This window comes from Glutamicibacter sp. NPDC087673 (assembly GCF_044743255.1).
GTDB lineage: Bacteria > Actinomycetota > Actinomycetes > Actinomycetales > Micrococcaceae > Glutamicibacter.
The window spans coordinates 325,336-347,860 of sequence record NZ_JBIUWB010000002.1 but is presented as its reverse complement, the minus strand read 5'-3'; the positions used below and the strand labels follow the sequence as shown (position 1 = coordinate 347,860).

General features: G+C 61.8%; 20 protein-coding genes. 6 read left to right on the top strand and 14 right to left on the bottom strand.

Annotation, left to right across the window (positions count from 1 at the left end):
• Positions 1-111 precede the first annotated feature (111 nt).
• Both xseA and ACIOTL_RS06000 read left to right on the top strand, forming a co-directional pair.
• Positions 112-1,374, top strand: a complete 1,263-nt coding sequence (gene xseA / locus ACIOTL_RS06005; RefSeq protein WP_400342103.1) for an exodeoxyribonuclease VII large subunit — start codon at positions 112-114, stop codon at positions 1,372-1,374.
• Between the two features lie 28 nt (positions 1,375-1,402).
• Positions 1,403-1,633 (top strand): exodeoxyribonuclease VII small subunit, encoded by a 231-nt coding sequence (locus ACIOTL_RS06000; protein WP_388022645.1) that lies wholly within the window; start codon positions 1,403-1,405, stop codon positions 1,631-1,633.
• Between the two features lie 17 nt (positions 1,634-1,650).
• On the opposite strand, the gene ACIOTL_RS05995 is transcribed toward ACIOTL_RS06000, so the two are convergent.
• The 4 genes from ACIOTL_RS05995 to ACIOTL_RS05980 form a co-directional block, all read right to left on the bottom strand.
• Complete coding sequence (locus tag ACIOTL_RS05995; RefSeq protein WP_400342102.1) at positions 1,651-2,514, bottom strand: PPK2 family polyphosphate kinase; 864 nt, start codon at positions 2,512-2,514, stop codon at positions 1,651-1,653.
• Between the two features lie 317 nt (positions 2,515-2,831).
• A complete protein-coding gene (locus ACIOTL_RS05990; protein ID WP_400342100.1) occupies positions 2,832-4,052 on the bottom strand; it encodes a pyridoxal phosphate-dependent aminotransferase in 1,221 nt (406 codons plus the stop codon).
• A 92-nt stretch (positions 4,053-4,144) separates the two neighbouring features.
• Entirely contained in the window at positions 4,145-5,050 is a 906-nt protein-coding gene (locus ACIOTL_RS05985) for a glycine betaine ABC transporter substrate-binding protein (RefSeq protein WP_400342097.1), read from the bottom strand.
• 40 nt (positions 5,051-5,090) lie between these two features.
• Positions 5,091-5,561, bottom strand: a complete 471-nt coding sequence (locus tag ACIOTL_RS05980; RefSeq protein WP_105657591.1) for an NUDIX hydrolase — start codon at positions 5,559-5,561, stop codon at positions 5,091-5,093.
• A 112-nt stretch (positions 5,562-5,673) separates the two neighbouring features.
• Here ACIOTL_RS05980 and ACIOTL_RS05975 point away from each other — a divergent pair, with 112 nt between their 5' ends.
• A complete protein-coding gene (locus tag ACIOTL_RS05975) occupies positions 5,674-6,180 on the top strand; it encodes an Lrp/AsnC family transcriptional regulator (RefSeq protein WP_105657592.1) in 507 nt (168 codons plus the stop codon).
• 68 nt (positions 6,181-6,248) lie between these two features.
• On the opposite strand, the gene ACIOTL_RS05970 is transcribed toward ACIOTL_RS05975, so the two are convergent.
• Both ACIOTL_RS05970 and ACIOTL_RS05965 read right to left on the bottom strand, forming a co-directional pair.
• On the bottom strand, positions 6,249-7,082 hold the full coding sequence (locus tag ACIOTL_RS05970; RefSeq protein ID WP_133833656.1) for a hypothetical protein: 834 nt from the start codon (positions 7,080-7,082) through the stop codon (positions 6,249-6,251).
• Positions 7,083-7,262: 180 nt separating this feature from the next.
• Complete coding sequence (locus tag ACIOTL_RS05965) at positions 7,263-7,883, bottom strand: GNAT family N-acetyltransferase (RefSeq protein WP_105657594.1); 621 nt, start codon at positions 7,881-7,883, stop codon at positions 7,263-7,265.
• 85 nt (positions 7,884-7,968) lie between these two features.
• Here ACIOTL_RS05965 and ACIOTL_RS05960 point away from each other — a divergent pair, with 85 nt between their 5' ends.
• Positions 7,969-8,583 carry a 5-formyltetrahydrofolate cyclo-ligase gene (locus ACIOTL_RS05960; RefSeq protein WP_105657595.1) on the top strand — a complete coding sequence of 205 codons (615 nt, stop codon included), beginning with the start codon at positions 7,969-7,971 and terminating at the stop codon, positions 8,581-8,583.
• 61 nt (positions 8,584-8,644) lie between these two features.
• The gene (locus ACIOTL_RS05955) at positions 8,645-9,355 is read left to right on the top strand and encodes an RcpC/CpaB family pilus assembly protein (RefSeq protein WP_105657596.1); all 711 of its coding nucleotides are present in this window, start codon (positions 8,645-8,647) and stop codon (positions 9,353-9,355) included.
• 4 nt (positions 9,356-9,359) lie between these two features.
• On the opposite strand, the gene ACIOTL_RS05950 is transcribed toward ACIOTL_RS05955, so the two are convergent.
• The 7 genes from ACIOTL_RS05950 to ACIOTL_RS05920 all read right to left on the bottom strand — a co-directional run bounded on the left by ACIOTL_RS05950 (position 9,360) and on the right by ACIOTL_RS05920 (position 19,918).
• Positions 9,360-9,677, bottom strand: a complete 318-nt coding sequence (locus tag ACIOTL_RS05950) for a hypothetical protein (protein WP_105657597.1) — start codon at positions 9,675-9,677, stop codon at positions 9,360-9,362.
• Complete coding sequence (locus tag ACIOTL_RS05945) at positions 9,677-13,900, bottom strand: DUF4011 domain-containing protein (RefSeq protein ID WP_400342094.1); 4,224 nt, start codon at positions 13,898-13,900, stop codon at positions 9,677-9,679. The genes ACIOTL_RS05950 and ACIOTL_RS05945 overlap by 1 nt, the downstream gene beginning before the upstream one ends.
• A gap of 185 nt (positions 13,901-14,085) precedes the next feature.
• Entirely contained in the window at positions 14,086-15,672 is a 1,587-nt protein-coding gene (guaA, locus tag ACIOTL_RS05940) for a glutamine-hydrolyzing GMP synthase (protein WP_105657599.1), read from the bottom strand.
• Positions 15,673-15,818: 146 nt separating this feature from the next.
• The gene (locus ACIOTL_RS05935; protein ID WP_105657600.1) at positions 15,819-16,283 is read right to left on the bottom strand and encodes a DUF3817 domain-containing protein; all 465 of its coding nucleotides are present in this window, start codon (positions 16,281-16,283) and stop codon (positions 15,819-15,821) included.
• Positions 16,284-16,333: 50 nt separating this feature from the next.
• A complete protein-coding gene (locus tag ACIOTL_RS05930; RefSeq protein ID WP_400342092.1) occupies positions 16,334-17,143 on the bottom strand; it encodes an SURF1 family cytochrome oxidase biogenesis protein in 810 nt (269 codons plus the stop codon).
• Between the two features lie 174 nt (positions 17,144-17,317).
• Positions 17,318-18,469: a GuaB3 family IMP dehydrogenase-related protein gene (locus ACIOTL_RS05925; protein ID WP_105657602.1), complete on the bottom strand. Its 1,152-nt coding sequence runs from the start codon at positions 18,467-18,469 to the stop codon at positions 17,318-17,320.
• A 174-nt stretch (positions 18,470-18,643) separates the two neighbouring features.
• Positions 18,644-19,918: a BtrH N-terminal domain-containing protein gene (locus ACIOTL_RS05920; protein ID WP_400342090.1), complete on the bottom strand. Its 1,275-nt coding sequence runs from the start codon at positions 19,916-19,918 to the stop codon at positions 18,644-18,646.
• A 291-nt stretch (positions 19,919-20,209) separates the two neighbouring features.
• On the opposite strand from ACIOTL_RS05920, the gene ACIOTL_RS05915 reads away from it, so the two are divergent.
• Positions 20,210-20,764, top strand: coding sequence for a hypothetical protein (locus ACIOTL_RS05915; protein WP_400342088.1), 555 nt, complete (start codon positions 20,210-20,212; stop codon positions 20,762-20,764).
• 134 nt (positions 20,765-20,898) lie between these two features.
• Here the strand turns inward: ACIOTL_RS05915 and guaB are convergent, their stop codons facing one another.
• On the bottom strand, positions 20,899-22,404 hold the full coding sequence (guaB, locus tag ACIOTL_RS05910) for an IMP dehydrogenase (RefSeq protein WP_105657608.1): 1,506 nt from the start codon (positions 22,402-22,404) through the stop codon (positions 20,899-20,901).
• Positions 22,405-22,525 lie beyond the last annotated feature (121 nt).

The following is a 22,525-nucleotide window of genomic DNA, read 5'->3' as shown; positions in this document are numbered from 1 at the left end:
GCTCCACCTGCCGCGGCCTAGCCCCAGCCCCCGGGGATCCGGCCAGCCGTCGGTGCCATGCGGTAGTCTCACAGATGCATCAGAGATTCGACTTTCCAAGGAGCGGCACCGATGGATCCCCAAGCCCCCGCCAGTTTGCCGGCGACCGCCGGGCAGACCACCGCGGACAATCCTTGGCCGCTGCGGCTGCTCTCGGAAAAGCTGAAAATCCATATCGAGAACTCTCCGGTGGTTTGGGTTGAAGGCCAATTGCTGGAAGCCAATGTGCGCAACGGCCACGCCTACCTCACCCTGCGCGATGTCGATGCGGACTTCTCTTTCTCGGTGACCATTTGGGCCTCGACGATGCGCAAGCTGGATGCCACCCCGCAGGTGGGCTCCCGCGTGGTGGCCCAGGTGAAACCGAGCTTCTACGCGAAAACCGGCCGGCTTTCCTTGAATGCCACGGACCTGCGACCGGTAGGCTTGGGCGAGCTGCTGGTGCGCCTGGAACGATTGCGCCAGGCGCTGGGAGCAGAAGGCCTCTTCTCCCCTGAGCACAAGCGCCCGCTGCCTGTTCTTCCCCACCGCATCGGCCTGATTACCGGGCGTGATTCGGATGCGGAGAAGGACGTGCTGCGCAATGCCAGCCTGCGCTGGCCATCCGTGCAATTCAAGGTCATCAATACCGCCGTGCAGGGAATGGATGCCGCCAACCAGGTCATCGCAGCCCTGCAGCAGCTGGATGCGGACCCGGACATCGATGTCATCGTCATCGCCCGTGGCGGCGGAGCCCTGGAAGACCTCTTGCCCTTCTCCAATGAGGATCTGGTGCGTGCGGTCTTCGCAGCCCAGACGCCGGTGGTTTCGGCCATCGGCCACGAAGCGGACCGCCCGATCCTGGATGATGTGGCCGATCTTCGCGCGTCGACCCCCACCGATGCAGCCAAGCGCATTGTCCCGGATCTGCAAGAAGAATTCGCCGGCTTGGAAATCGCCCGCAATCGCTTGGACCGTTCCATCAACAATCTTCTCCAGCGCGAAGCCCAGCTGCTGGCCTCGGTGCGCGAACGCCCGGTGCTGGCCAACCCGCAGGTGATGGTCACCTCCCGTGCCGAAGACCTGGAGCGCTGGAAGCAGCGCTCGACGGATCTGCTGCGCCACCGCGTGTTGCGCGCCAACGACGAGATCAACCATCTGAAGAACCAGATGCGTGCCCTGTCCCCGCAGCAGACCCTGGACCGCGGCTATTCGGTCACCCAGCTGGAGGACGGAAGCATCGTGCGCGAGGCAGCCCAGGCGCCAGCAGACAGCAAGGTGCTCATCCGGGTGGCTTCCGGGCAGCTGGTTGCACGAACCCTTGAATCCCTCCCTGCCGGCGACAACGCAAGCTAATCACCACGAATACCAATTTGGAGTAATCATGACTGCACAAATCCCTGAAGACATTGCCAAGCTTTCCTACGAGCAGGCTCGCGAAGAACTGCTGGCCGTGGTCAACCAGCTCGAGACCGGCGGAGTTGCGCTGGAAGCCTCGCTGGCGTTGTGGGAGCGTGGCGAAGCACTGGCAGCCCACTGCGAGAACTGGCTCAACGGTGTCTCTCAGCGTCTGGAGCAGGCCCGCGCCAACCACGAGCAGGCCGCCGGCGAATAGCCTGTCCTCACCCGGACCTACTTCGTGGCCGCCAGCCGGGCCTTCTCCTGCTCCACATCGAAGGTGGCAACGGGCCAGTCGGGAGCGACGCGCTCCAGGGTAGCCAGCAGCAGCTCGGCGACGCACAAGCGGGCTTTCCACTTCTGGTCAGCGGGAACGATATGCCATGGTGCGCCCTGGTTATCGGTGCGGTTAATCGCCACCTCGTAGGCGGACTGGAAGTCATCCCACAGCAGGCGATCATCGACGTCGCCCGGCGAGTACTTCCAATGCTTGTCGGCACGCTCCAGGCGTGCCGAGAGGCGCTCGAATTGTTCTTCTCGGCTGATGTGGAGCATCACCTTGATCGGGTGGATGCCCTGCTCGATCAGCTGCTTCTCGAAGTCGACTATTTTCCCGTAGCGGGACTCGACCGCCTCCGGGGTGGCGAAGCCCTTCACCTTGGCGACCAGAACGTCTTCATAGTGGGAACGGTCAAAGACTCCCACTAGTCCCCCGGCGGGCAATTGCTTGGTGATGCGCCAGAGGAAGTCATGGGCTGCTTCTTCCTCGGTTGGCGCCTTGAAGGCATGGTGCTTGACGCCCTGCGGATCCAGCATGCCAAGGACGTGGCGAACAGTCCCTCCTTTGCCGGACGTATCCATTCCCTGCAAAATGAGCAGGACTGCTGGGCCTTGCCCGCCAGCTACCGAGGCGGCGAAGAGCCTCTCTTGCAGATCCGAGAGCAGTTCAGCCAGCTGCTCCATGCGCTTCTCGGCGGCCTTCTTATCCTGCGGGGCGTCGCCGGGCCACCAATCAGCATCCTTGGTTGCGCGCTCTGAAAGCTTCACGCCCGGTTCTGCACGTAGCGCTTCTAACAGGTTGGCAGGATAGGCGCTCATCATTAAGTCCTCACGCGTGTGTCGAAGTGATGCGATTCGTTGTTGCCAGCCTACTGCCACTGCAGGCGCCGTGAGAAGCGGTATTCGTCAACGGCGAAGCACCCATCACGGCTCGATGCACAGGATCGCTAAGCCTCGCGAAAGCGCCGGCAACGGGCCGATACGCCAAATCCCCAGGACACCAAATTCTCCGGTCGCAGTCGCTGGCAGGCGATATCCCTGAAGTTCCGGGGGCCGCATTCCCCGGTGGCCGCCTTAACGCACAACCGGCCCAGAATCACGTGGGTGATTCTGGGCCGGTTCAGCATCCGGGCAGCCTATGCGCGAGCGCGCCAGTCCTCCAGGAACTGTCCGATGCGTCCAACCGCATCAGTCAGGTCGCGCACGTTGGGCAAGGTGACCAAACGGAAGTGATCCGGACGGATCCAGTTGAAGGCGGTGCCCTGGGAGATCAGGATCTTCTGCGCCTTGAGCAGTTCAAGGGCGAAGGTCTCATCGTTGTGGATCGGGTAGACCTCGGGATCCAGCTTCGGGAACATGTAGAGCGCGCCCTTGGCCTTCTGGACGCTCACGCCAGGAATCGCGCTGAGCAGGTTGTAGGCCGCATCGCGCTGTTCAAGCAGGCGTCCGCCAGGCAGGATCAAGTCATTGATCGACTGGTAGCCGCCCAAGGCGGTCTGGATTGCGTGCTGTGCCGGCACATTGGCGCACAGGCGCATGTTGGTCAGCAGGTTGATGCCCTCGATGTAGTCGCCGGCCTGGTGCTTGGGACCGGAAATAGCCATCCACCCAGCACGGAAGCCGCACACGCGGTAGGCCTTGGACAGGCCGGAGAAGGTCAGTATCAGCACGTCATCTGCCAACGAAGCGGTGTTGATGTGCACGGCGTCTTCGTAGAGGATCTTTTCGTAGATCTCGTCCGAGAACACAATCAGGTTGTGCTTGCGCGCCAGCTCGAGGATCCCCTCCAAGGTTTCCTTGGGGTACACCGCACCGGTCGGGTTATTGGGGTTGATGATCACGATGCCCTTGGTGCGATCGGTGATCTTCGCTTCCATGTCCTGAAGATCAGGAAGCCAGCCTTCTTCCTCGGTATTCATGTAATGCACCGGGGTGCCGCCGGCCAGTGAAACCGAAGCGGTCCACAGCGGGTAGTCAGGGGCGGGAATCAGGATCTCGTTGCCGTTATTCAGCAGCGCATTCAACGAGAGGGTGATCAGCTCGGAGACACCGTTGCCCAGGTAGACGTCATCCACGCCGATGGTCTGGATGCCACGGGTCTGGTAGTACTGCGAGACGGCGGTACGTGCCGAGAGAATGCCGCGGGAGTCGGAGTATCCTTGGGCGTTAGGCAGGTTGCGAATCATGTCAACGAGCACCGCGTCGGGGGCCTCGAAGCCGAACGGCGCGGGATTGCCGATGTTCAGCTTCAGGATGCGGTGTCCTTCGGACTCCATACGCGTGGCGTGCTCAAGCAGCGGGCCGCGGATGTCGTAGAGGACGTTGTGCAGTTTCGTTGATTGTTTGAATTCTGCCATGGTTACACTTTCTCACGTCAGGTGCGATCGACACACCTTGTTACTCGACCGCTATGGTCAGCGGTCGAAATCCTGGGAGAGCTGGCTGGGGCCTACTCTTCGATGATCCATTCCCAACGGGTGGCCGCTTGCTCTGGGCTCAGTCCGTCGGCCTGGCTGACCATGCGGTTCAGGTCCACGAGGGACTGCTGCGAGAATTCGCCGGTGATCTTGTCCAGTTCTGCCTGGGCCTTGTCATCCACGTCGCCGTTGGCCAGCACCATGTACTGCTCGGCGTTGAAGAAGGCGGCGCTTCCCGGAATGCTGTAGAAGCCTTCATCGGAGATGACTGCATCTCCCGACCCGAGCGCCACCGCGCTGTCCACCGAGGCACGAAGCTTGCTGGCCAGTTTCGCCGGCTCCTCAGCCACGACCTTCGGCTTCTCGCAGCCAGCGTCCTCCAATGATGCCTTCAAGGATGCGGCGTTGGCTTCATCGCTAATGATCGTCAGATCTGTGCAAGCCGCAATCAGGGTTTCCACCGAATCGACCTTGTGCAAGGTTGCCTGGGCCTGGCTCATGACCAAGACCTTTCCCGCATCAGCTGGGCTGAGTTCCAAGGCAGAGAGCTCCCCCTCAGCGTCATTGATGGCGCTGCGCAGGTTCTTGGATTCCTCGACGCTCAGCAATTGATCTTCACCAGTGATGGCCGCCGGGTCAGCAACCAGGGGTAGCGCCTTGGCCGCTTGGTCCACCGCCAAATCGGCTTTTCCGTCGACCACCTGCTGGTAAGGATCAGCACTGGGCTTGTTCAACGACACCTTATAGCCTTCGGCTTTCAGCGCATTGGCATAGACATGGACCAAGGCCTGGTCTGCAGGTTGAGAACCGGCAGCAATCTGCAAGGTGATGGCCTTGCTTGGCTCGGCCGTCGGCGTTGCCTCTTCGGTGCAAGCAGACAGGGTTAGCAGCAGGGTTGCGCTGAGTGCGCCAACGGTGATGGTATTTCGCAAGTTCATGTCCCTATTGATTCTAGGGCAGGCCAGCGGCGATCCGTCGCTACTTGCCGGGTGCGGTCAGTCGCAAGATGCTCTCAACGCGTTCAATGCAGTTCAGCTTGGCAATCTCCTCGCGGGTAAACCAGGCGGCCTGGCTGGTAGAACCGTTGACTTCGTGGCGCAGTTCTCCACCGGTCAGTTTGGCCCGATAGGTGACCGCCACCGTTTGCATGGCATGGCCTTCGCCCGAGTAGCGCTTGGAACCGGGAATAACTCCCGTGCTGACATCCAGGAGCCCCAGCTCGCCCACCGCGTAGCCGGTCTCTTCATAGACTTCACGGCGCGCGCCTTCTTCGATAGGCTCCCCCAAGTCGATGCCGCCGCCGGGAAGGGACCAGCGCGGGGTGAAGCGTGGATCGCGATGACGCATATCCCAGAGCGTAAGCAGTACCTTTCCTTCGTGTTCCACCAAGCAATAGGCCGCCAGCCTGGTATCAAAGGATTCACCGGTGTGCTCAGAACGACGTGTCATATCCCCAATATATCCGTTTGTTCACCGATTATTTACTCGTACGCGGACGGCATACACTGATTTTTCTGCCAAAGATCCCACTGATATCTCGCGAATATGATGAAATATTCTTATGGCCCAGCAATCAGAGCTTTCATCAAACGTCGATCTGGACGAAATCGATCGAATCATCATCGACGAATTGGTCGCTAATGCACGTATCTCCAATGCGACCCTCGCACAGCGTGCGGGCATCGCTCCATCCACCGCACTGTTGCGCACCCGTTCGCTGGTCGAGCGCGGCATCCTCACCGGCTACCACGCCGAGGTATCGCTGGGCGCTGTAGGCCGTACCGTGCAGGCACTGATCTCGGTCAAGCTGCGCGCCCACGACCGCGAGAAGATTGACGCTTTCGTGGCACGCATCCCGCAGCTGCCCGAGGTGCTGTCCATGTTCCATGTTTCCGGCGGCACCGATTACCTGCTGCATATCGCGGTCGGTTCCACCGATGCACTGCGTGACTGGGTGCTGGACAACCTCGCCACCGACGAGTCGGTGGGCCATACCGAAACCACCTTGGTCTTCGCGCACCACCGCGGCAACCGCGGCCCGCTGCCATTCGACGACATGATCAGCTAGCAGCGCTTAAGCGACTTGTGGCCCGGACCTCGCGAGGTCCGGGCCACAAGTCTTTGTGCTTGGAATGCTTATGCGCGGCGGCGCTGCATGACCGCGTCCAGGTTCAGGCGAGGCTTGGTACCCGCGGCAGCCACGGGTGCGGCTTCCGGTGCGGGGGATGGCGCTGCAACGGTTTCCTTGGCAGCTGGTGCGCTCTCGGTACGCTTGGCAACTACCGAAGCGACCGCTGCGCGCTCTTCGGCCGAAACTTCGATGGCCAGGCGCTTTGCATCTTCCGATGCCTTCAGGCTGATCTGTTTGCTCGGACGCAGCGGTTCTTCCACCGGCAGTGCTGCCTTGTGGGTCCGCTTGGCACCCTGTTCAGCTGCCAGCTCCGCGGTCTTGGCGATGCGCTCGCTGGCTTCCACGTAAGTTGGCTTGGGCACGTGCGTTGGTTCCCAAGTACCTGGCTGCTTTACACCGCCATAGCCGTGGGCCACTCGCAGCGCTTCGGCGCGCAGCTCTTCAGCGGTAATCGCTGGAGCGCGGCGGGACGAACCCGGGCGAGCGTCGAAGACCTCGTCATCATCATGCTTGCGCGAGATGACCTGGTTAGCCGCGTCGTCAAAAGCGGGAGTCCGCAGCGCCTGCTGCCGGGTGGCTTCGAGGTGCTCGAGCAGCTTGCGGTTGCGGTCGCGGACAGCCAGCCCGCGCAGGGTGGCGAAGGATGCTACAGCAATCAGCGCGAACAGGCCTACGGTGCCGAAGGTCAGAGCAGTGAAAGGAGCCAGAATGAGACCGAAGACGGTCGCGAGGACTGCCAAGGCACCGACGAGCGCGACGGACAACCGGCCATAGCGCACACGAATCTTGAGTTTGGTCGCAGCACTTTCCTGCGAAGCGCTCTGTGACGTGCCAGCCATGTGGGTCCTCCATCACCGATTGAGTCGGTCAAATCCTCGTGGAACTAAATATGGTTCCTTCGAATCAACACTATGCAACCTTGGGTGCGCGCTCATGCACATCCCTTGGCGTGTCTGCATGTTTTCAATGCAGTTCTCTCATATCAGAGCTCGATTGAACGAAATAGCACGAAATCCGCCTCAGTATTCGTAGATGCGTTCGAGCAGCGTCGTTTCCACCTCTTCACGGGTCAACGCAAAGGTGCGGTGATCCCGCCACTGCCCATCGATGTGCAGATAGCCTTTGCGCAGCCCTTCATCGCGGAACCCGAGCTTGTCCACCACCCGCAGGCTGGCCGAATTCTCCGGACGGATGTTGATTTCCAGGCGGTGCAGCTGCAGTTGCTCGAAGCAATGGTCTATGACCAAGGCGCAGGCTTCGGGCATCAGGCCGAAGCCGGCATGGTTGCGATCCAGCCAGTAGCCGATGGACGCTGTGCGCGCGGCACCATATTGCACCGACGCCACGGAAACCTGCCCGATTAATGGCGGGCGCCCCTTGTGCAGCTGGGGAAGAGCCAAGGCCCAGGTGAATCCGCTGCCGTCAACTGCTGATTCATCCTTGGCCCTGAGCATCTCGCGAAAAGTCATGGCTTCTGGCGGGCCCAAGGGACTGGTGGGATCCCATGGCTTGAGCCATTTGGAATTGGCGTAGCGCAGATTGATCCACTCGGCTTCGTCACTGGCAGTCAGTTGGCGCAACAATAGCCGTTCCGAGGCCAGATCCGGAACCAGGCGCTTTGCTCGACGAGAGAAGAACATGTGCACATCGTATTACTTCGTCATGCTTGCAGCTGGCAACAGCGCTAACAGGCAGCGTTTCGTTTCTTGCACGTAAGCTGTAGGCATGAATCCCACCGCTGATCTGAATTCTGGCGCCGGCAAGAAGGCCGCGCGTGCCGCTGTGCGCACTTGGCGCAGGGCACTTGATCCGAGCAAGCGTGAGCAGTTCGGACTGGATCTGGCGCACACGGTGATTGGCTATCTGAGCCAGAGCACCGGTGTCGTCCAGAAGGTCGCGGCCTATTGCTCGGGTCCGGATGAACCGTCCACCGAGGCGCTCTTGGATGCTTTGGCCAAGGAAGGCATTGAAGTCTACCTGCCGGTGTGCGAACCGGAGTACGCGCTCTCGTGGGTTGAGTACTCCCCCGGCATGGAATTCCAGCCAAGTACCTTGGCCCCGGTGATGGAGCCGGTGGGCAAGCGGATGGGCACAGAGCTCTTTGACGAGATCAATACGCTGATCATGCCTGCGCTGTCCATCGATTCGAACGGGCTGCGTTTAGGCCAAGGCGGTGGCTACTACGATCGCTTCCTGCCCTTGATCGACGATGCGCCGGTCCGTGTGGCGGCCGTGGTTTATGAGCACGAGTATGTTCCGGCCGGTTCCTTCCAGATCGATGAGCATGACCAACCCGTGGACTTGGTGTTCACTCCGCAGCAGGTGCATCAAATCATCTGATTTACCCACAGCTCGCGGGCAGCTCGCAGTGGGCCGCTGGACCTGAAGGTTGCATGGGGTTATGAGCTTCTTCTCCAGACCGCATGCTGCCTCCCGGCCCCCGGTGATTCCCAAGCCGAAGATCCGTCCCGTGCGCAACCGCAATGAGTTGTTGCGCCGCTACCGGAAGCCTTTGGCCATCGCCTGCGCGCTGCTAGCCTTGGCGGGCGTGCTCAATGTGTTTTCCTCCGGGCAATTAGCGCAGCGCGAGGTCGTGGTGGCGCTGAGCGACATTCCTGCCGGGTCCCGCATATCCGCCAACCAGCTGACGGTGCAAACGGTGCGGCTTGCCCCGGAAGATGCCGAAGTCTTTGAAAGCATCGATGCCATCTCGGGGCAACGGGCAGCCGTGGCACTGACTGCCGGAACGGTGCTGCGCAACTATTCCTTGGTGGGGCCGCAACTTTTGACCGGTTCGCCGGAAGGCACCGTGGCCGTTCCCTTGCGCTTGAGCGATCCTGCCACCGTGACGCTGCTCCATCCAGGGCAACTGGTGGATATCGTATTGACCACCGGAGATGGCTTTGAAAAGGACATCAGCTCGCAGACCATCGCCAAGGCGGTGCCGGTGCTCTGGGTTCCGGATAATGCCAGCAGCTCCGAATTCGGCATGCTCAGCGGCGCGGCTCCGACCGGTGAAGGAATTGTGGTGGTCGCGGCTGCCAGCAGCCTCTCGGATGATCTGGCCGGGGCAGTATCGCGCGGCAAGGTTTCAGCCGTCTTGGTGAATTAGGAGATCAGCCCCAGTGCGGCGGCTTCTCGCGCTTCATCATTTCAGCCAGGTCTTCCTTGGCGTCGCCCCAGTTTCTCGGGTCCTGGTCTTTGGCCAGCAACTCGGACAGCGGATCGGCGGCCGGCTGCTTGGCGCGGGACGCCGTCGCCGCAGCAGAAGTCTCGGCGGGCTGGTGGCCGGCTAACGCCCGGTTCACGGAGTCTGAATGCGGCACTGGCGCGTAGCTGCCGGTGAGTTCAACGCGAGCAGTCAGATGCTGCGGGGGTGCGACAACGCGCGGCCGCTTGCGGCGGCCGCGCGTTGGTTCTTGCTCAGAAGTCATTACTTCTTTGGCTCCGGATCCTCGTTCTTGCTGGTAGCCGGGACAGGGGCTGGAGTCAGCGGCTTATCCGCGCTGTCCTTTGCAGGTGCTTGGGCAGCTTCAGCTTTGGCACCGCTTTCAGCAGCTGGCGCTTCCTGCTTGGTCTCGGCCTTTGGTTCCAGTCGTGCCTTGGCCGACTTGAGCAGATTGGACTTTTCCTTCGGCGTTTCCGCCTCGGTGGTGACTTCACGGGCAGACACCGGCCGAGCGGCGGCCACACCGGTACGGGTCGAAGCCTGGGCTGGGGCCGCAGGCTTTTTCAACCCCAGTGCATGGGCCAGGCGATCGGTGACAGCACCCGGATCGGTGAAGACGTCAATGGTCCACAGCGGAACATAGCGCCAGCCGTGCTTCTCGAAGAATTCCGGGCGCAGTCGGCTGCGTTCACGCACGGTCAGTCCGGCATAGTGCTCGGTGCCGTCGTAGACCACAGCCAATGGGCGGATGCCGCTGTGCGCAGAATCGTAGGCGTGAGCCGACAGGTCCAGCACACCGCGGTAGTCCTCGGAAACGATGGCACCGCTTTCGCGCAGGCGGCGGGCCAGATCGGAGACCAATGGATCGAAGCGCGGATTGCGCATCGAGCTGACTCCGGAATCCCCTGCCTGCACGCGTCCGAACAGTTCGAAGAACTGTCGGGCACCACGGTAGACGCGGTTCAGGTCCACGTCTTCGGGCAACAGGCTGGACACCAAGGTCATGCGGGTCCGCGATCGGGTCATGGCGGCGACGAACAGCTGTTCGCCGCCCTCGCGGGACAGTGCACCGAATTCGTGCAGGGTCTTGCCGTGCGGAGTACGTCCGTAGCCCCAAGCGAAGATGACCGAGTCCCGGCGCAGGCCGATCAGCCGGTCCATGGTGGTCACCACGAATGGTTCGCGCTTGGAGCGCAGGTGCTCCATCGCGTACTTGTGGTTTGGCAGCTGCACACGGATCGCTTCGGCGATGGCCGAGGCATGGCTGCGGTTCGAGGCAATGACTGCCAGCGATTCGCCCCCGTGGTTCTTGAAGTGGGCGAAGACCAGATCCACCACGCGCGCCACTTCTGCTGCGGTGGTCTGCACGCCGTCTTCGCTGCTGGACAGCGAGCCGGTGGCATCTGGCACGTATTCGCCGCGCAGCAGCGAGGAGTCGCCGGTGAGGTTCACCGCCATTGGCAGGCGCGAGAGCGCCGAATCGTAGTAGGTGGCGGACAGCTGTTCCACCAGGCCTTCGTCGATGCCGCGGTACACGGTGGACAGCGAACCGGTCACCAGGACTTTGTTCAGGGCTTCCAGCGCGGAACGGTCCACGCTCTGCTCGCGAACTCGTGCGGTCGGGTCTACGGAGACCTCGAAGCGCTTCGGACCGCCCAGCATTTCATCGCCAATGGCAATGACCTGGCCGGAGCGGCGGATCGCATCCAGGACTTCACGCAGGGTGAGGTAGTTGGCTTCCAGCAGGATGACCGCATCGAACTTCGTGTCCTCCGGCAGGGCGCTGCCCAGCAGCAGCGGAGCCGAGACGATGACCGGGGTCAGAGAATTGGCCAGCGGTGCTCCGAGATCCAGCAGCCCGGCAATGCTCGGGGTTCCGCCCTTGAGCATCTCGCGCAGCGCGCGGGAACCGGCTCGGTGGTCAGCCAGCGCTGCCTTCCAGTTGCGAGTCAGCGCCCAGCGGATGCGCTGCGGGCCGGCAGCGATGTGCGCGCCGTCAGCCAGACGGTAGTCAGCCTCGATCTTCTCCAGCTTGGAGCCATCATTCATGGCCAGGAAGTCGTCACCGGAGATCATGGCATCCAGCACGGACTGCCACCAGGCAAGCTCCAATTCGCTGTCTACCTGGTCGGCGTCGATCTCGCGTTCGGCGAAGTCATCAAGCAGGTCGCCCAGCCCGGCTTCGGCCAGCTGCTCGGAGATCAACGTGCGCTCGGGCAGCTCGCCCAGGTCCTCGCGGCGCTCGACCAGCGCTGCAATCACCGAGAGCAGCTCCTTGATGGGCATTTCGCGCAGGCGCGAGCCCAGGGAGGACGGCAGCATTTCGGCCAGCTTGTCGATGCGGGCACCGGCGTCGTGGTATCCGGCTTCAACATCCAGCAGGCCGCCTGGGACCTGCGGGTTGCGCTGGCTGGTGGCAATGGCTCGCCAGGCATCGCGCTGGACCGCCACCGCCTGCAGAGCGGACTGCAGGTCAGCTACGTGCATGCCCGGGCGGACGTATTCCTTGGCAATCTTGCGCAGCCGGGAACGGACAATGGAGCCCATCTCCACGCCGTGCTCGCGGCGCCATGCGCTGGTTGCGGTAGCGGCGATCAAATCATCGATGTCGCCCTCGAAGATGTCGGCCTCGAACTTGTCCAGCGATCCGCGGACGGCGACCAGCAACTGCAGCTGGTCTCCCCACTTGTCGTAGCTTTCTTCCAGGCGGATCTGCGAACGCTCGGCGATCTGCAGCATGTGCTCATGCAGGATGGGCAGGTCGCGGCCCAGCCCGCTGGCCAGGTTCAAGGCCTTTTCGGTGGCTTCGGTGTTGCGCAGCGGTGCACCATGCCATGGGCTGGTGGTGTGCATCTTGGAGAAGGCGCCAAGCTGCGCTGCGCGCTTGAGCTGTGCGGCAACATGTCCGCGCTGGCCCATGGAATCCAGCACCGAACGCTTCAGGCGCACGGTGGTGGATGGCGCTGGTTCCAGTGCGGAGAGACGTGCCAGTTCCTGCATTGCCTGGTATGGCGAGCAACCCCAACGGCTGCGCACCGAGTGCAGCGACTTCACGTGCTCGTGCAGTGCGTGGCGGGATTCGCGCAGGCGCTTGAACATGGAGCCCAGCTGCGGCTCGGCAGCGCGTTCGTTGCGCAGAATTGCCTTGGTCATCATCGCGCGCAGCGCTTCTGGATCCTCGTTGGGTTCCAGAAGCATGCTGCCTGCATCCAGGTGCTCGTTGAAGCGGGTCACGAATTCTTCGGCGGCAGAACGCTGTTCCGCAACCACCAGTACTCGCTTGCCCTGGGCGGCCAGCAGCGCGGCTGCGTTCAGCGCGGTCTGGGTAGCACCGGTACCGGCAGCGGCGTTGATGGCCACCGATTCACCGGCAGCGATGTAGTCAAGCATCTTGGACTGGGACTCATCCGCGTCCAGCAAGAACAGTTCATCTTCCGGATCACGGTCATCAGAAGACTTGGCAATGGTGGTGGTTCCGGTGTGGACCTTGCGGGCAGAAGATCCTTCGGATGCAAGGCTCTGCTTACGCGAGCGCGCGGTTTCCTTGAGAATGTTCTTCACGCGGCTCAGGCGGGAGCCGGCAGCTTCATGGCCCTTGGCATCGGCGGCCTGCGCTTCAGGCTGCTCTTCGTCCTGCTTCTTTTCAGCGGCAGACTCGTCCTTGGCTTCTTCAGGCTTTGAGCCCTCGGTTTTGGAAGCGCCCGGCTTGGAAGCGACCAGGTTGGCCAGCGCTTCGGAGGTCTTGCTGCTTTGGCTGTTTCCAGCCTGCTTTTCCGCGGAGTCGTGACGAATTAGCGCCTCGATGACCGGGTGGGACCCATTGAGCTTGGCCGGGTCAGCTGGGTCCATCAGCTCGGAGAAGGTGGAGAGCAGCAGGCGGTGGCCCACCACTACGCCGGGAACCTCGGACATCTGGTGGCGCAGGGCATCCATTCCGCGGACCGGGTCGAAACGGGCGATGGAGTACGCTTCGGCGTCCACCGCGGCGACATCGACCTTGGCGTTGTGGTCGGCTTCGAATTGGCGCACGAAGGCCGGGGATACGGTGGCGCGGCCGACCAGCTGCAGGTCGTAGTCGTCAGCATCAACGTGCTTGGTCAGTGTGATGCGGCCGAGCATGATGGGAGCCGAGACAGGCTCGCTCTTGCCATCGTGGACCGCGCGCCAATTGGCGACGCCGGCGGCCAGGTAGCCGACGTCGATGCCGCGTTCTTCCCACAGTTCATTGATCTTGGCCGAGAGCGCACGGGCAGTGCGGCGCGCGGTAGCGTACTGGTCCGCATCGTGCAGCAGCGTGGACAGGCGGGTACGCCGTCCGGCAAGGAACTGGGCCAATCCCGATGGATTGGCATGGGTTATGTCGATGCTATTGGAGGTCGACGGAGCAAATCGCAGGGTGGTATCCGCCCCGGCACTCTGTCCCAGGGATTTCACCCAGGCAGCTACACGCTCGGCGGCAGCATTCTGTCCACTAGTCACGACAGTCATTCCCTTCACTGAACCGACCACATTCGGGCGCACCACAGGTGCAGATACGCCTCTTTCTAACGTAGTGCACGCACCGTGCAGAACCGGTGCGCGAAACACGTTTTAACTGCGGGAAGCGGAACCGGCGTACCGGATCCGCTTCCCGTTCACCCGCCAAAGCGCAGTGAATTAGCAGTCTTGGGGATTTACTCCCACTCGATGGTTCCAGGTGGCTTGGACGTAACGTCCAGCACCACGCGGTTCACCCCATCTACCTCGTTGGTGATGCGGTTGGAGATCTTCGAGAGCAGATCGTATGGCAGGTGCGACCAGTCAGCGGTCATGGCATCCTCGGAGGAAACCGGACGCAGCACGATTGGGTGGCCGTAGGTGCGGTGATCGCCTTGTACGCCTACCGAGCGTACGTCAGCGAGCAGCACTACTGGCATCTGCCAAACTTCGTCATCCAGTCCTGCAGCAGTCAGCTCGGCGCGAGCGATCGCGTCAGCCTTGCGCAGGATGGACAGGCGCTCTTCGTTGACGGCACCGATGATGCGGATACCCAGGCCTGGGCCAGGGAATGGCTGGCGGCCAACGATTTCCTCAGGCAAGCCGAGCTCGCGGCCCACTGCACGGACCTCGTCCTTGAACAGGGTGCGCAGTGGTTCAACCAGCTCGAAGTCCAGGTCCTCTGGCAAGCCGCCCACGTTGTGGTGGCTCTTGATGTTCGAGGTGCCTTCGCCACCGCCGGATTCGACGATGTCCGGGTACAAAGTGCCCTGGACCAGGAACTTCACTGGCTCGCCCTCGGAAGCGGCCTCGGCGATGATCGCCGCTTCCGCTGCTTCGAAGGCGCGAATGAATTCGCGGCCAATGATCTTGCGCTTAGTCTCCGGGTCGGTGACACCGTCCAAAGCAGTCAGGAAGCGCTCGCGCTCGTCGGCAATGTACAGCTTGGCGCCGGTGGAAGCTACGAAGTCCTTCTCAACCTGCTCGGCTTCGCCTTCGCGCAGCAGGCCGTGGTTGACGAACACGCAGGTGAGCTGGTCGCCAATGGCGCGCTGCACCAGGGCAGCTGCAACAGCGGAGTCCACGCCGCCGGACAGGCCGCAGATGGCCTTACCGGTGCCGACCTGGGCGCGGATGCGCTCGATCTGCTCGTCAGCGATGTTGTCAGCGGTCCAGTCGCCCTTCAGGCCAGCACCGTTGTACAGGAAATTCTCCAGGACATCCTGGCCGAACTCGCAGTGCTTCACCTCTGGGTGCCACTGCACGCCGTACAGTCGCTTTGCTTCATTTGCGAAAGCGGCAACCGGAGCACCAGCGGTGGTGGCCAGCACTTCGAAGCCTTCTGGGGCCTTGGAGACGGAGTCGCCGTGGCTCATCCAGACGGTAGGGGCCTGAGCGGCACCTGCCAGGATGGAGCGGGCATCGCCCTCAAAGTTGGTTGCGGTGCGGCCGTACTCGCGCAGGCCGGTTTCGGCCACGGTACCGCCCAAGGCGTTAGCCATGGCCTGGAAGCCGTAGCAGATGCCCAAGACCGGCACGCCGGCTTCAAACAGGTCAGCCCCGACGGAAGGGGCGCCATCGGCGTAAACGCTGGAAGGACCACCGGAGAGGATGATCGCTGCAGGGTTCTTGGCCAGGATGGCTTCGGTGGACAGGGTGTGCGGAACGATCTCCGAGTACACACGGGCCTCACGTACGCGGCGAGCGATAAGCTGCGCGTATTGGGCCCCGTAGTCGACGACCAGAACCGGCTTATGTTCTGGATTGAGGGGAGCAGTAGTCACCGTTACAGTCTACGCGGTTCACTGCGCGCGAAACAGCCAAGGTGATGTCATCAGCGTCACCTAGTGGATTTTTGGCAAAGGCAAAGGGCAGATCTGTTCATTTTCGATGAACGGATCTGCCCTTTGGCAATGAATGCAGCCACGTGTCAGTAGCGCTTGGCGGCCTTTGGATGCGCGGCCAGCTCGCGGTCTACTTCTGCGTGCACCTTGGCTTCGGTCCAGAAGGAAAGGAACGGGACGACGCCGCCGAGGGCGATCGTAATGAAGCGCATGAATGGCCAGCGCATCAAGGTCCACAGGCGGAAGTCTGCAAAGAGGTACACCACGTATAGCCAGCCGTGGGCGATCAGGATGCCCAGCGAGAGGTTCAGTCCCCCGGCCACCTCGGCACGGTTGTACATGCCGACGGCGTTGGAGGTGCCATCGACCAAGGTGCCACCCACGAAGAGTTCCAGGGACCAGAAGTACTTGAAAATCATTTCCAGCACGAGCAGCAGCAGCATCACGCCGGTGATGTAGGCGAAGACCTTGTAGAAGGTTGCGGCTGCACGGATCTGCTTAGGGGTGCCGCCGAATTTCCGGGGCTTCGGTGCCGGGGTGGTGCTGGACATCGTTGGTGATTCCTTCCGATTTCGGTAAGAAGTGCGGTGTGCGTGAAATGCTATTCGTTGCTGTTTCCAGCTTGGGTGGCGTTGCCGCCCGTGATATGTGTTTCGGCAGCGCGCTCAGCAATCTCGTCAAGATCCCGCTGGTAATCATCGCGCACCATGCGGTACCAGAGGAAGATGGCGAACCCTGCGAAGAGGACCCATTCCAGACCGTAGAAAACGTTCAGCCAGTTGATCTGCGCTTCCTGGGGCTGCGGACCGACGTCGACGATATCCAGGCCCGGCTGCGCTACGGTTTCGCCCTTGGCAGTGGTGATTCCGTGGGCCGTGACAAATCCTTCAAAGAGGACCGAATCCCAGATGTTCGCCAGCTGTGCCGAGGCGAGAGTTGGCAGCGTAGCGCTGCGCAGGTCCTCGCGGAATTCCGGGCCTTCGCTAGGCAGCAGGCGCCCGGTGATCTCCAGTTCGCCTTCAGGTGCCGGAGCTGGCTTGGTTGCTTCAGCCTGCCAGCCGCGTACCACCGCAATACCGGCGTCCTGGGCCGCGCCCTCGACCTTGAATTGGGTGATGACCCAGACACCGCGCTGATCGCCATTCAGCCGAGGCGCAATCAGCTGATCGGTGCCGGGGACGAATTCGCCCTCCATAGTGACGATCTGGTCTGCCTTGATGCCCAGCAGTTCCTTGCCGACTTCCTGATGCTCGATCAGCGCGACCGGCTTCTCGGTCTTGTCGATCTTGACCGGCGGCTCGGTTTCGGAGGCGCCGAACTGCCATCCGGACAAGAGAACGAATCCGGTGGCGAGAGCTAGCGCGGCAAAGAGGGCGCCGATCCATTTGGGCTTCAGAGCGGTTTTAAGCACACTCTAACGGTACTTCTATTTGGCGTAGAACTCGAAATGCGATGGCGTGAGATTAGCCCTGTTGCCTTATTTTCCGCTGGTGGAACCAACTTGCTTATTCATTCGTTGAGACCAAGCGCTTAAACGACACTGGCCCCACCCTTCGAAAGAAGAGCAGGGCCAGATCAGGATCCGCTAGAAGCGATCGGATTCGTACGGGGACAGCACGACGTCGACGCGCTGGAATTCCTTGAGGGTCGAGTAGCCGGTGGTGGCCATCGAGCGGCGCAGTGCGCCAACCAGGTTCGAGGTGCCGTTGGTCTCGTGCGATGGGCCGTGCAGGACCTTCTCCAGCGAGCCGACGGTGCCGACCTTGGCGCGGTCGCCACGTGGGCTGGCCTCGTGAACTGCTTCCATGCCCCAGTGGTAGCCGGCGCCTGGTGCTTCATCGGCACGGGCCAGTGCGGTACCGAGCATCACTGCGTCGGCGCCCATGGCGATGGCCTTGACGATGTCGCCGGAGTTCCCCATGCCGCCATCGGCGATGACGTGGACATAGCGTCCGCCGGACTCTTCGATGTAGTCGCGGCGTGCGGCTGCAACGTCGGCGATGGCAGTAGCCATCGGTGCGTGGATGCCCAGGGTGCGGCGGGTGGTGGAGGACGCGCCGCCACCGAAGCCAACGAGCACGCCGGCTGCACCGGTGCGCATCAGGTGCATGGCCGGGGTGTATCCTGCTGCGCCGCCCACGATCACTGGGACATCGAGTTCGTAGATGAACTGCTTGAGGTTCAGCGGTTCGGTGGTCTTCGAGACGTGCTCGGCCGAAACGGTGGTGCCGCGGATGACGAAGATGTCCACGCCGGCAGCGACAACGGTCTTGTAGTGCTCCTGGGTGCGCTGCGGGGTCAACGAGCCTGCAACGACAACGCCGGAGTCGCGGATCTCGGAGATGCGCGAGGTGATCAGCTCAGGCTGGATGGGAGCCGAGTACAGTTCCTGCAGCTTTGCGGTGATCTTCGGGTCGTTGCGGGTTGCCGCCTCGGACTTCAGGCTGGCAATTTCAGCCAGCACTGCTTCCGGGTCCTCGTAGCGGGTCCACAGGCCTTCGAGGTTCAGCACGCCCAGGCCGCCGAGCTTGCCCAAGGCGATTGCAGTAGACGGGGAGGTCACCGAATCCATTGGTGCGCCCAGGATAGGGGTGTCGAACTGGAAGGCGTCGATCTGCCAGGACACCGATACGTCCTTCGGATCACGGGTACGGCGATTCGGTACGATCGCTACGTCGTCCAGGGAATATGCCTTAGTTGCCCGCTTGCCGCGGCCGATCTCAATCTCGTTACTCACCTAACTAGGTTATCAAGATTCCCGGATAATCCCGCTTTTGATAGCGCATTGGCTTTAGGCGATGTTTCTGCGCTGGCTCTGGTGCATGGGGCCGCAAGTGGCACACCGGGACAACAACGCCCTGCCGGCCGGTGAGTAAGATCACCGGATGGCAGGGCCTATGTTGAGCCAGGTTTACCTGGCTGCCTTGGATGCAAGCTTCTTGGCGGTCACGGCCAAGGAGGTGGCGGCTTGCTCTTCAGAATCGGCAATGAGCTCAATCGCGTCAGCCAATACGGCGAAGTGCTCAGCACGCTTGGCGAACTCGGTCTCTGGATCAATCAGGTCCGCGAACGCATCCCACTGGGTGGAGAGCTGCTGGTAAGCATCTACGTGAGCTGCCAGCGCCGCCAAGCCTGGAAGTTCCGCCGCTTCCGAAAGGAAGTCCGCGTACAGGCCGCGCAGCGCCCCTTCGCCGCTGAAACGCGTGTCGGAGAAGAAACCTGCGAGCTGGTCCAAGCCGTTGGCCAGTGTTTGCTGGCTTGCGAAGATCTGGGACCAACCGGTCTTGGACTCGTTATCGCGCAGTCGCGTGGCCAAGGTGCGCATGCCGGTAATGCCGAAGTTCTTGGCAAAGTGCACTGGAACCCCGGAAAGCTCGCTGGTGCCCAGCAGGCGAGCGGTGGTTTCCCCAATCGCCTCGACAGCATTGGCGGCCAGGGTCTCGGCCTTCGGCGAGCGCGAGGACGGGATCCATGCCTGCCAGTGCTTTTCCTTCTTGCGCATCGCACGGGCGATGGCCAGTTCCTTGGGGCTAATGAGGTTCAGCGCACCTGAACCGTCATCTACCATCAGGTCTTTCTTGTGCTCGCCAACGACGACGAGATCCAGGGTCTCGGCATCATCAACCGTGTTGCCGTCAATCCATGGCAGCGCGCTGATTGCCACGCGAACCACCACGGTGCGGCCTGCGTCCAGGGCAGCGTCCATGTATTCGACAGCGCGTTCGGCTGAGCCGGTGGTACGTTCGGTCACCGTAGCACCGCAACGAGCCAGCAGGTTCTGTGTATAGGGTTCCGGGTTGTGGCGGGTCACCAAGGTTACTGCAGTCCCTTCGCCGCCTTCATGGGTAAAAGCCATGAAGCCGATACCGCCGGCAAGGCCAGCGAGCAATGCCTGGCTCAGCGGTTCGCCGGTGTGCTTGTTGGTGACGCCAGCTTGGACTAGGACTCGGTGCCAGAGCGCAGCATCGTACTGGATGACATCTTTTGGCGCTGGGTACTCAGGCAGTTCGTCAGCTGGCGAAGCAGCCGGAGCGTTCTTGCCTTTCTGCTCCTGCGCCTTGGCCTTTTCGCGTGCTTCCTTGGCGTAGTCGCGTGCGGCGGCAGCGCGAGCGGCCCGAGGGCTTTCAGGCTTGCCGGCCAAGATGTTCTTGCGCGCGGTGGTGTAGCTCTCCCCCGTGCGTTCCATACGCTGTCGGGTTTGCTTCTTCAGGTTGGCTGGCTGGCCCAAATTGATGCCCTTCGTTGACGGTCACTCACTAGCGGGTGGTTCCCGCGCACCGAGAGGTATTGCCTAGTTTTCATTCTACGTGGGGCCGTGTGTGCAGGTAGCCTTGCGCACTGTGCTTCTGGACAAGTCCCCAGTAAAGATCCGGTGAATAACGAAAAGGCGTCAACGCTCGTCTTTGCCGAGTATTCGTCGCTGCGCTCCCATAGACTCGGGTGCATCACCATGCCGCCCTTCTCGAGAAAGCCACCCGTGCGCAAACTTCTAACTTGCTTGCCCCTGATTGCCATCGCAGTAGTGCCACTGGCAGCTTGCACTTCATCCGGATCGGAGGAGCCGCTGCCTTCTGAGCCTGCAGCCGCTTTCGCTCCTGAAAAGCCGGAACCAGCAGAACTGCCAGCACCGGCAGAAAAGCCGGCCCCGAAAGCAAGCAAGGATTACTCGGATGAAGAACTGCAAGAGTGGGCCAACGAAAAGATGCAGCAATGGATGGACGACATCAACAAGGGCTGGGAGGACGTTGTCATGGACATCGACGAGCCCAAGGACTTCCTGAAGTGGTACCCAACTGATCCGCACGGGCACATGCTTCCCTTCGAAGCCCCGGAATACGGTGAACTGCTCATTACTCTTGAACCATATGCTTGGGAAGTCGACGCCCACTCCGATTTGGCATATGTAGGCAGCAATACGATGCTTCGAATCGGCGAACGGGACAAGGACCTGCGCTCGGTCACGGTGGTAACCCAGGACGGTGAATTCGAGTACGTGGCAACTCGTGAAGAATGGGCATCCGCCGAGGGCTGATAACGCCCCCTGCGCCACAGCCCCGCATGGATGCATTGGCTGCGGCTTTGTTCCCCTTTGGCTCCCGGCATGCAAAAGATCCTGGCGGAATCCGCTCTGGAGCGTGGATTCCGCCAGGATCTTTTCAATGAGCCTTAGCGCGAACGGTAGTTCGGTGCCTCAACGGTCATCATGATGTCGTGCGGGTGCGATTCCTTCAGGCCTGCTGCGGTGATGCGGACGAACTTGCCGCGTGCCTTCAGCTCGGGAACGGTGCGTCCGCCCACGTAGAACATGGTCTGGCGCAGGCCGCCCACGAGCTGGTGGGTGACAGCCGACAGCGGGCCGCGGTAAGGGACCTGGCCTTCGATGCCTTCAGGGATCAGCTTCTCGTTCGATGGCGCGTCAGCCTGGAAGTAGCGGTCCTTGGAGTACGAGGTGTTCTTGCCACGGGTTTCCATTGCGCCCAGCGAGCCCATGCCGCGGTAGGCCTTGAACTGCTTGCCGCCCATGAAGACCAGATCGCCTGGGGACTCAGCGGTACCTGCCAGCAGGGAGCCGAGCATGACCGAGTCGGCGCCGGCCACCAGGGCCTTGCCGATATCGCCCGAGTGCTGCAGGCCGCCGTCAGCGATCAATGGAACGCCAGCTGGAATAGCTGCCTTGGCTGCTTCGTAGATAGCGGTAACCTGGGGAACGCCCACGCCGGCAACGATGCGGGTGGTGCAGATGGAGCCCGGGCCAACGCCGACCTTGATGGCGTCAGCGCCAGCATCGATCAGTGCCTTGGCACCGTCATAGGTGGCTGCCTGGCCGCCGATGATGTCCACGTGCGCAGCCGCTGGATCCTTCTTCAGGCGTGCAATCATCTCCAGCACGCCCTGCGAGTGGCCATTGGCGGTGTCGACAACCAGTGCGTCAACGCCGGCGTCGATCAGGGTCATGGCACGCTCGTAGCCTTCGCCGAAGAATCCAACAGCAGCTGCAACACGCAGACGGCCTTCGTCGTCCTTGGTCGCCAGAGGGTACTGCTCGGCCTTGTCGAAGTCCTTGACGGTGATCAAGCCGGTGAGCTTGCCGTCGTTATCGATGAGTGGAAGCTTCTCGATGCGGTTCTTGGACAGGAGCTCGATTACCTTCTCTGGAGCTACACCGTCATGAGCGGTCACCAGCGGCATGCCGGTCATCACTTCGTAGACCTTGGTGGTCATGTAGCGTTCGCGAGGAACAAAGCGGGTGTCGCGGTTGGTGATGATGCCCAACAGCTTGCGGTTCTCATCTACCACTGGCAGACCGGAGACGCGGTACTGAGCGCACAGCTCATCCCATTCAGCCAAGGTGGCACCCGGGTGCACAGTGACTGGGTCGGTGATCATGCCCGACTCGCTGCGCTTAACCTGGTCAACCTGCTTGGCCTGGGACTCAATGGAAAGGTTGCGGTGGATCACGCCGATACCGCCCTGGCGTGCCAGCGCGATTGCCATGGGTGCTTCGGTCACCGTGTCCATTGCAGCGGAGCTGATGGGCACCTGGATGTTGATGCGCTTGGTGAAGCGGGTGGTGGTGTCCGCCTCCGAAGGAATCACATCCGTCGGGCCAGGCAACAGCAGAACGTCGTCGTAGGTGAGTCCTTCAAAGGCAAAGGGGTTGAACTCAGTCACGGGGGAACCTTTCGGGGCGACAGCGGAGGTTGATTAAATGGTAGAGCTCTTTTGGCGTTCCGGTTATTCCTTCTTGGCGCACTGTGTTCAACCTCATGCCCCATCCCGCATCAGGGGTGAC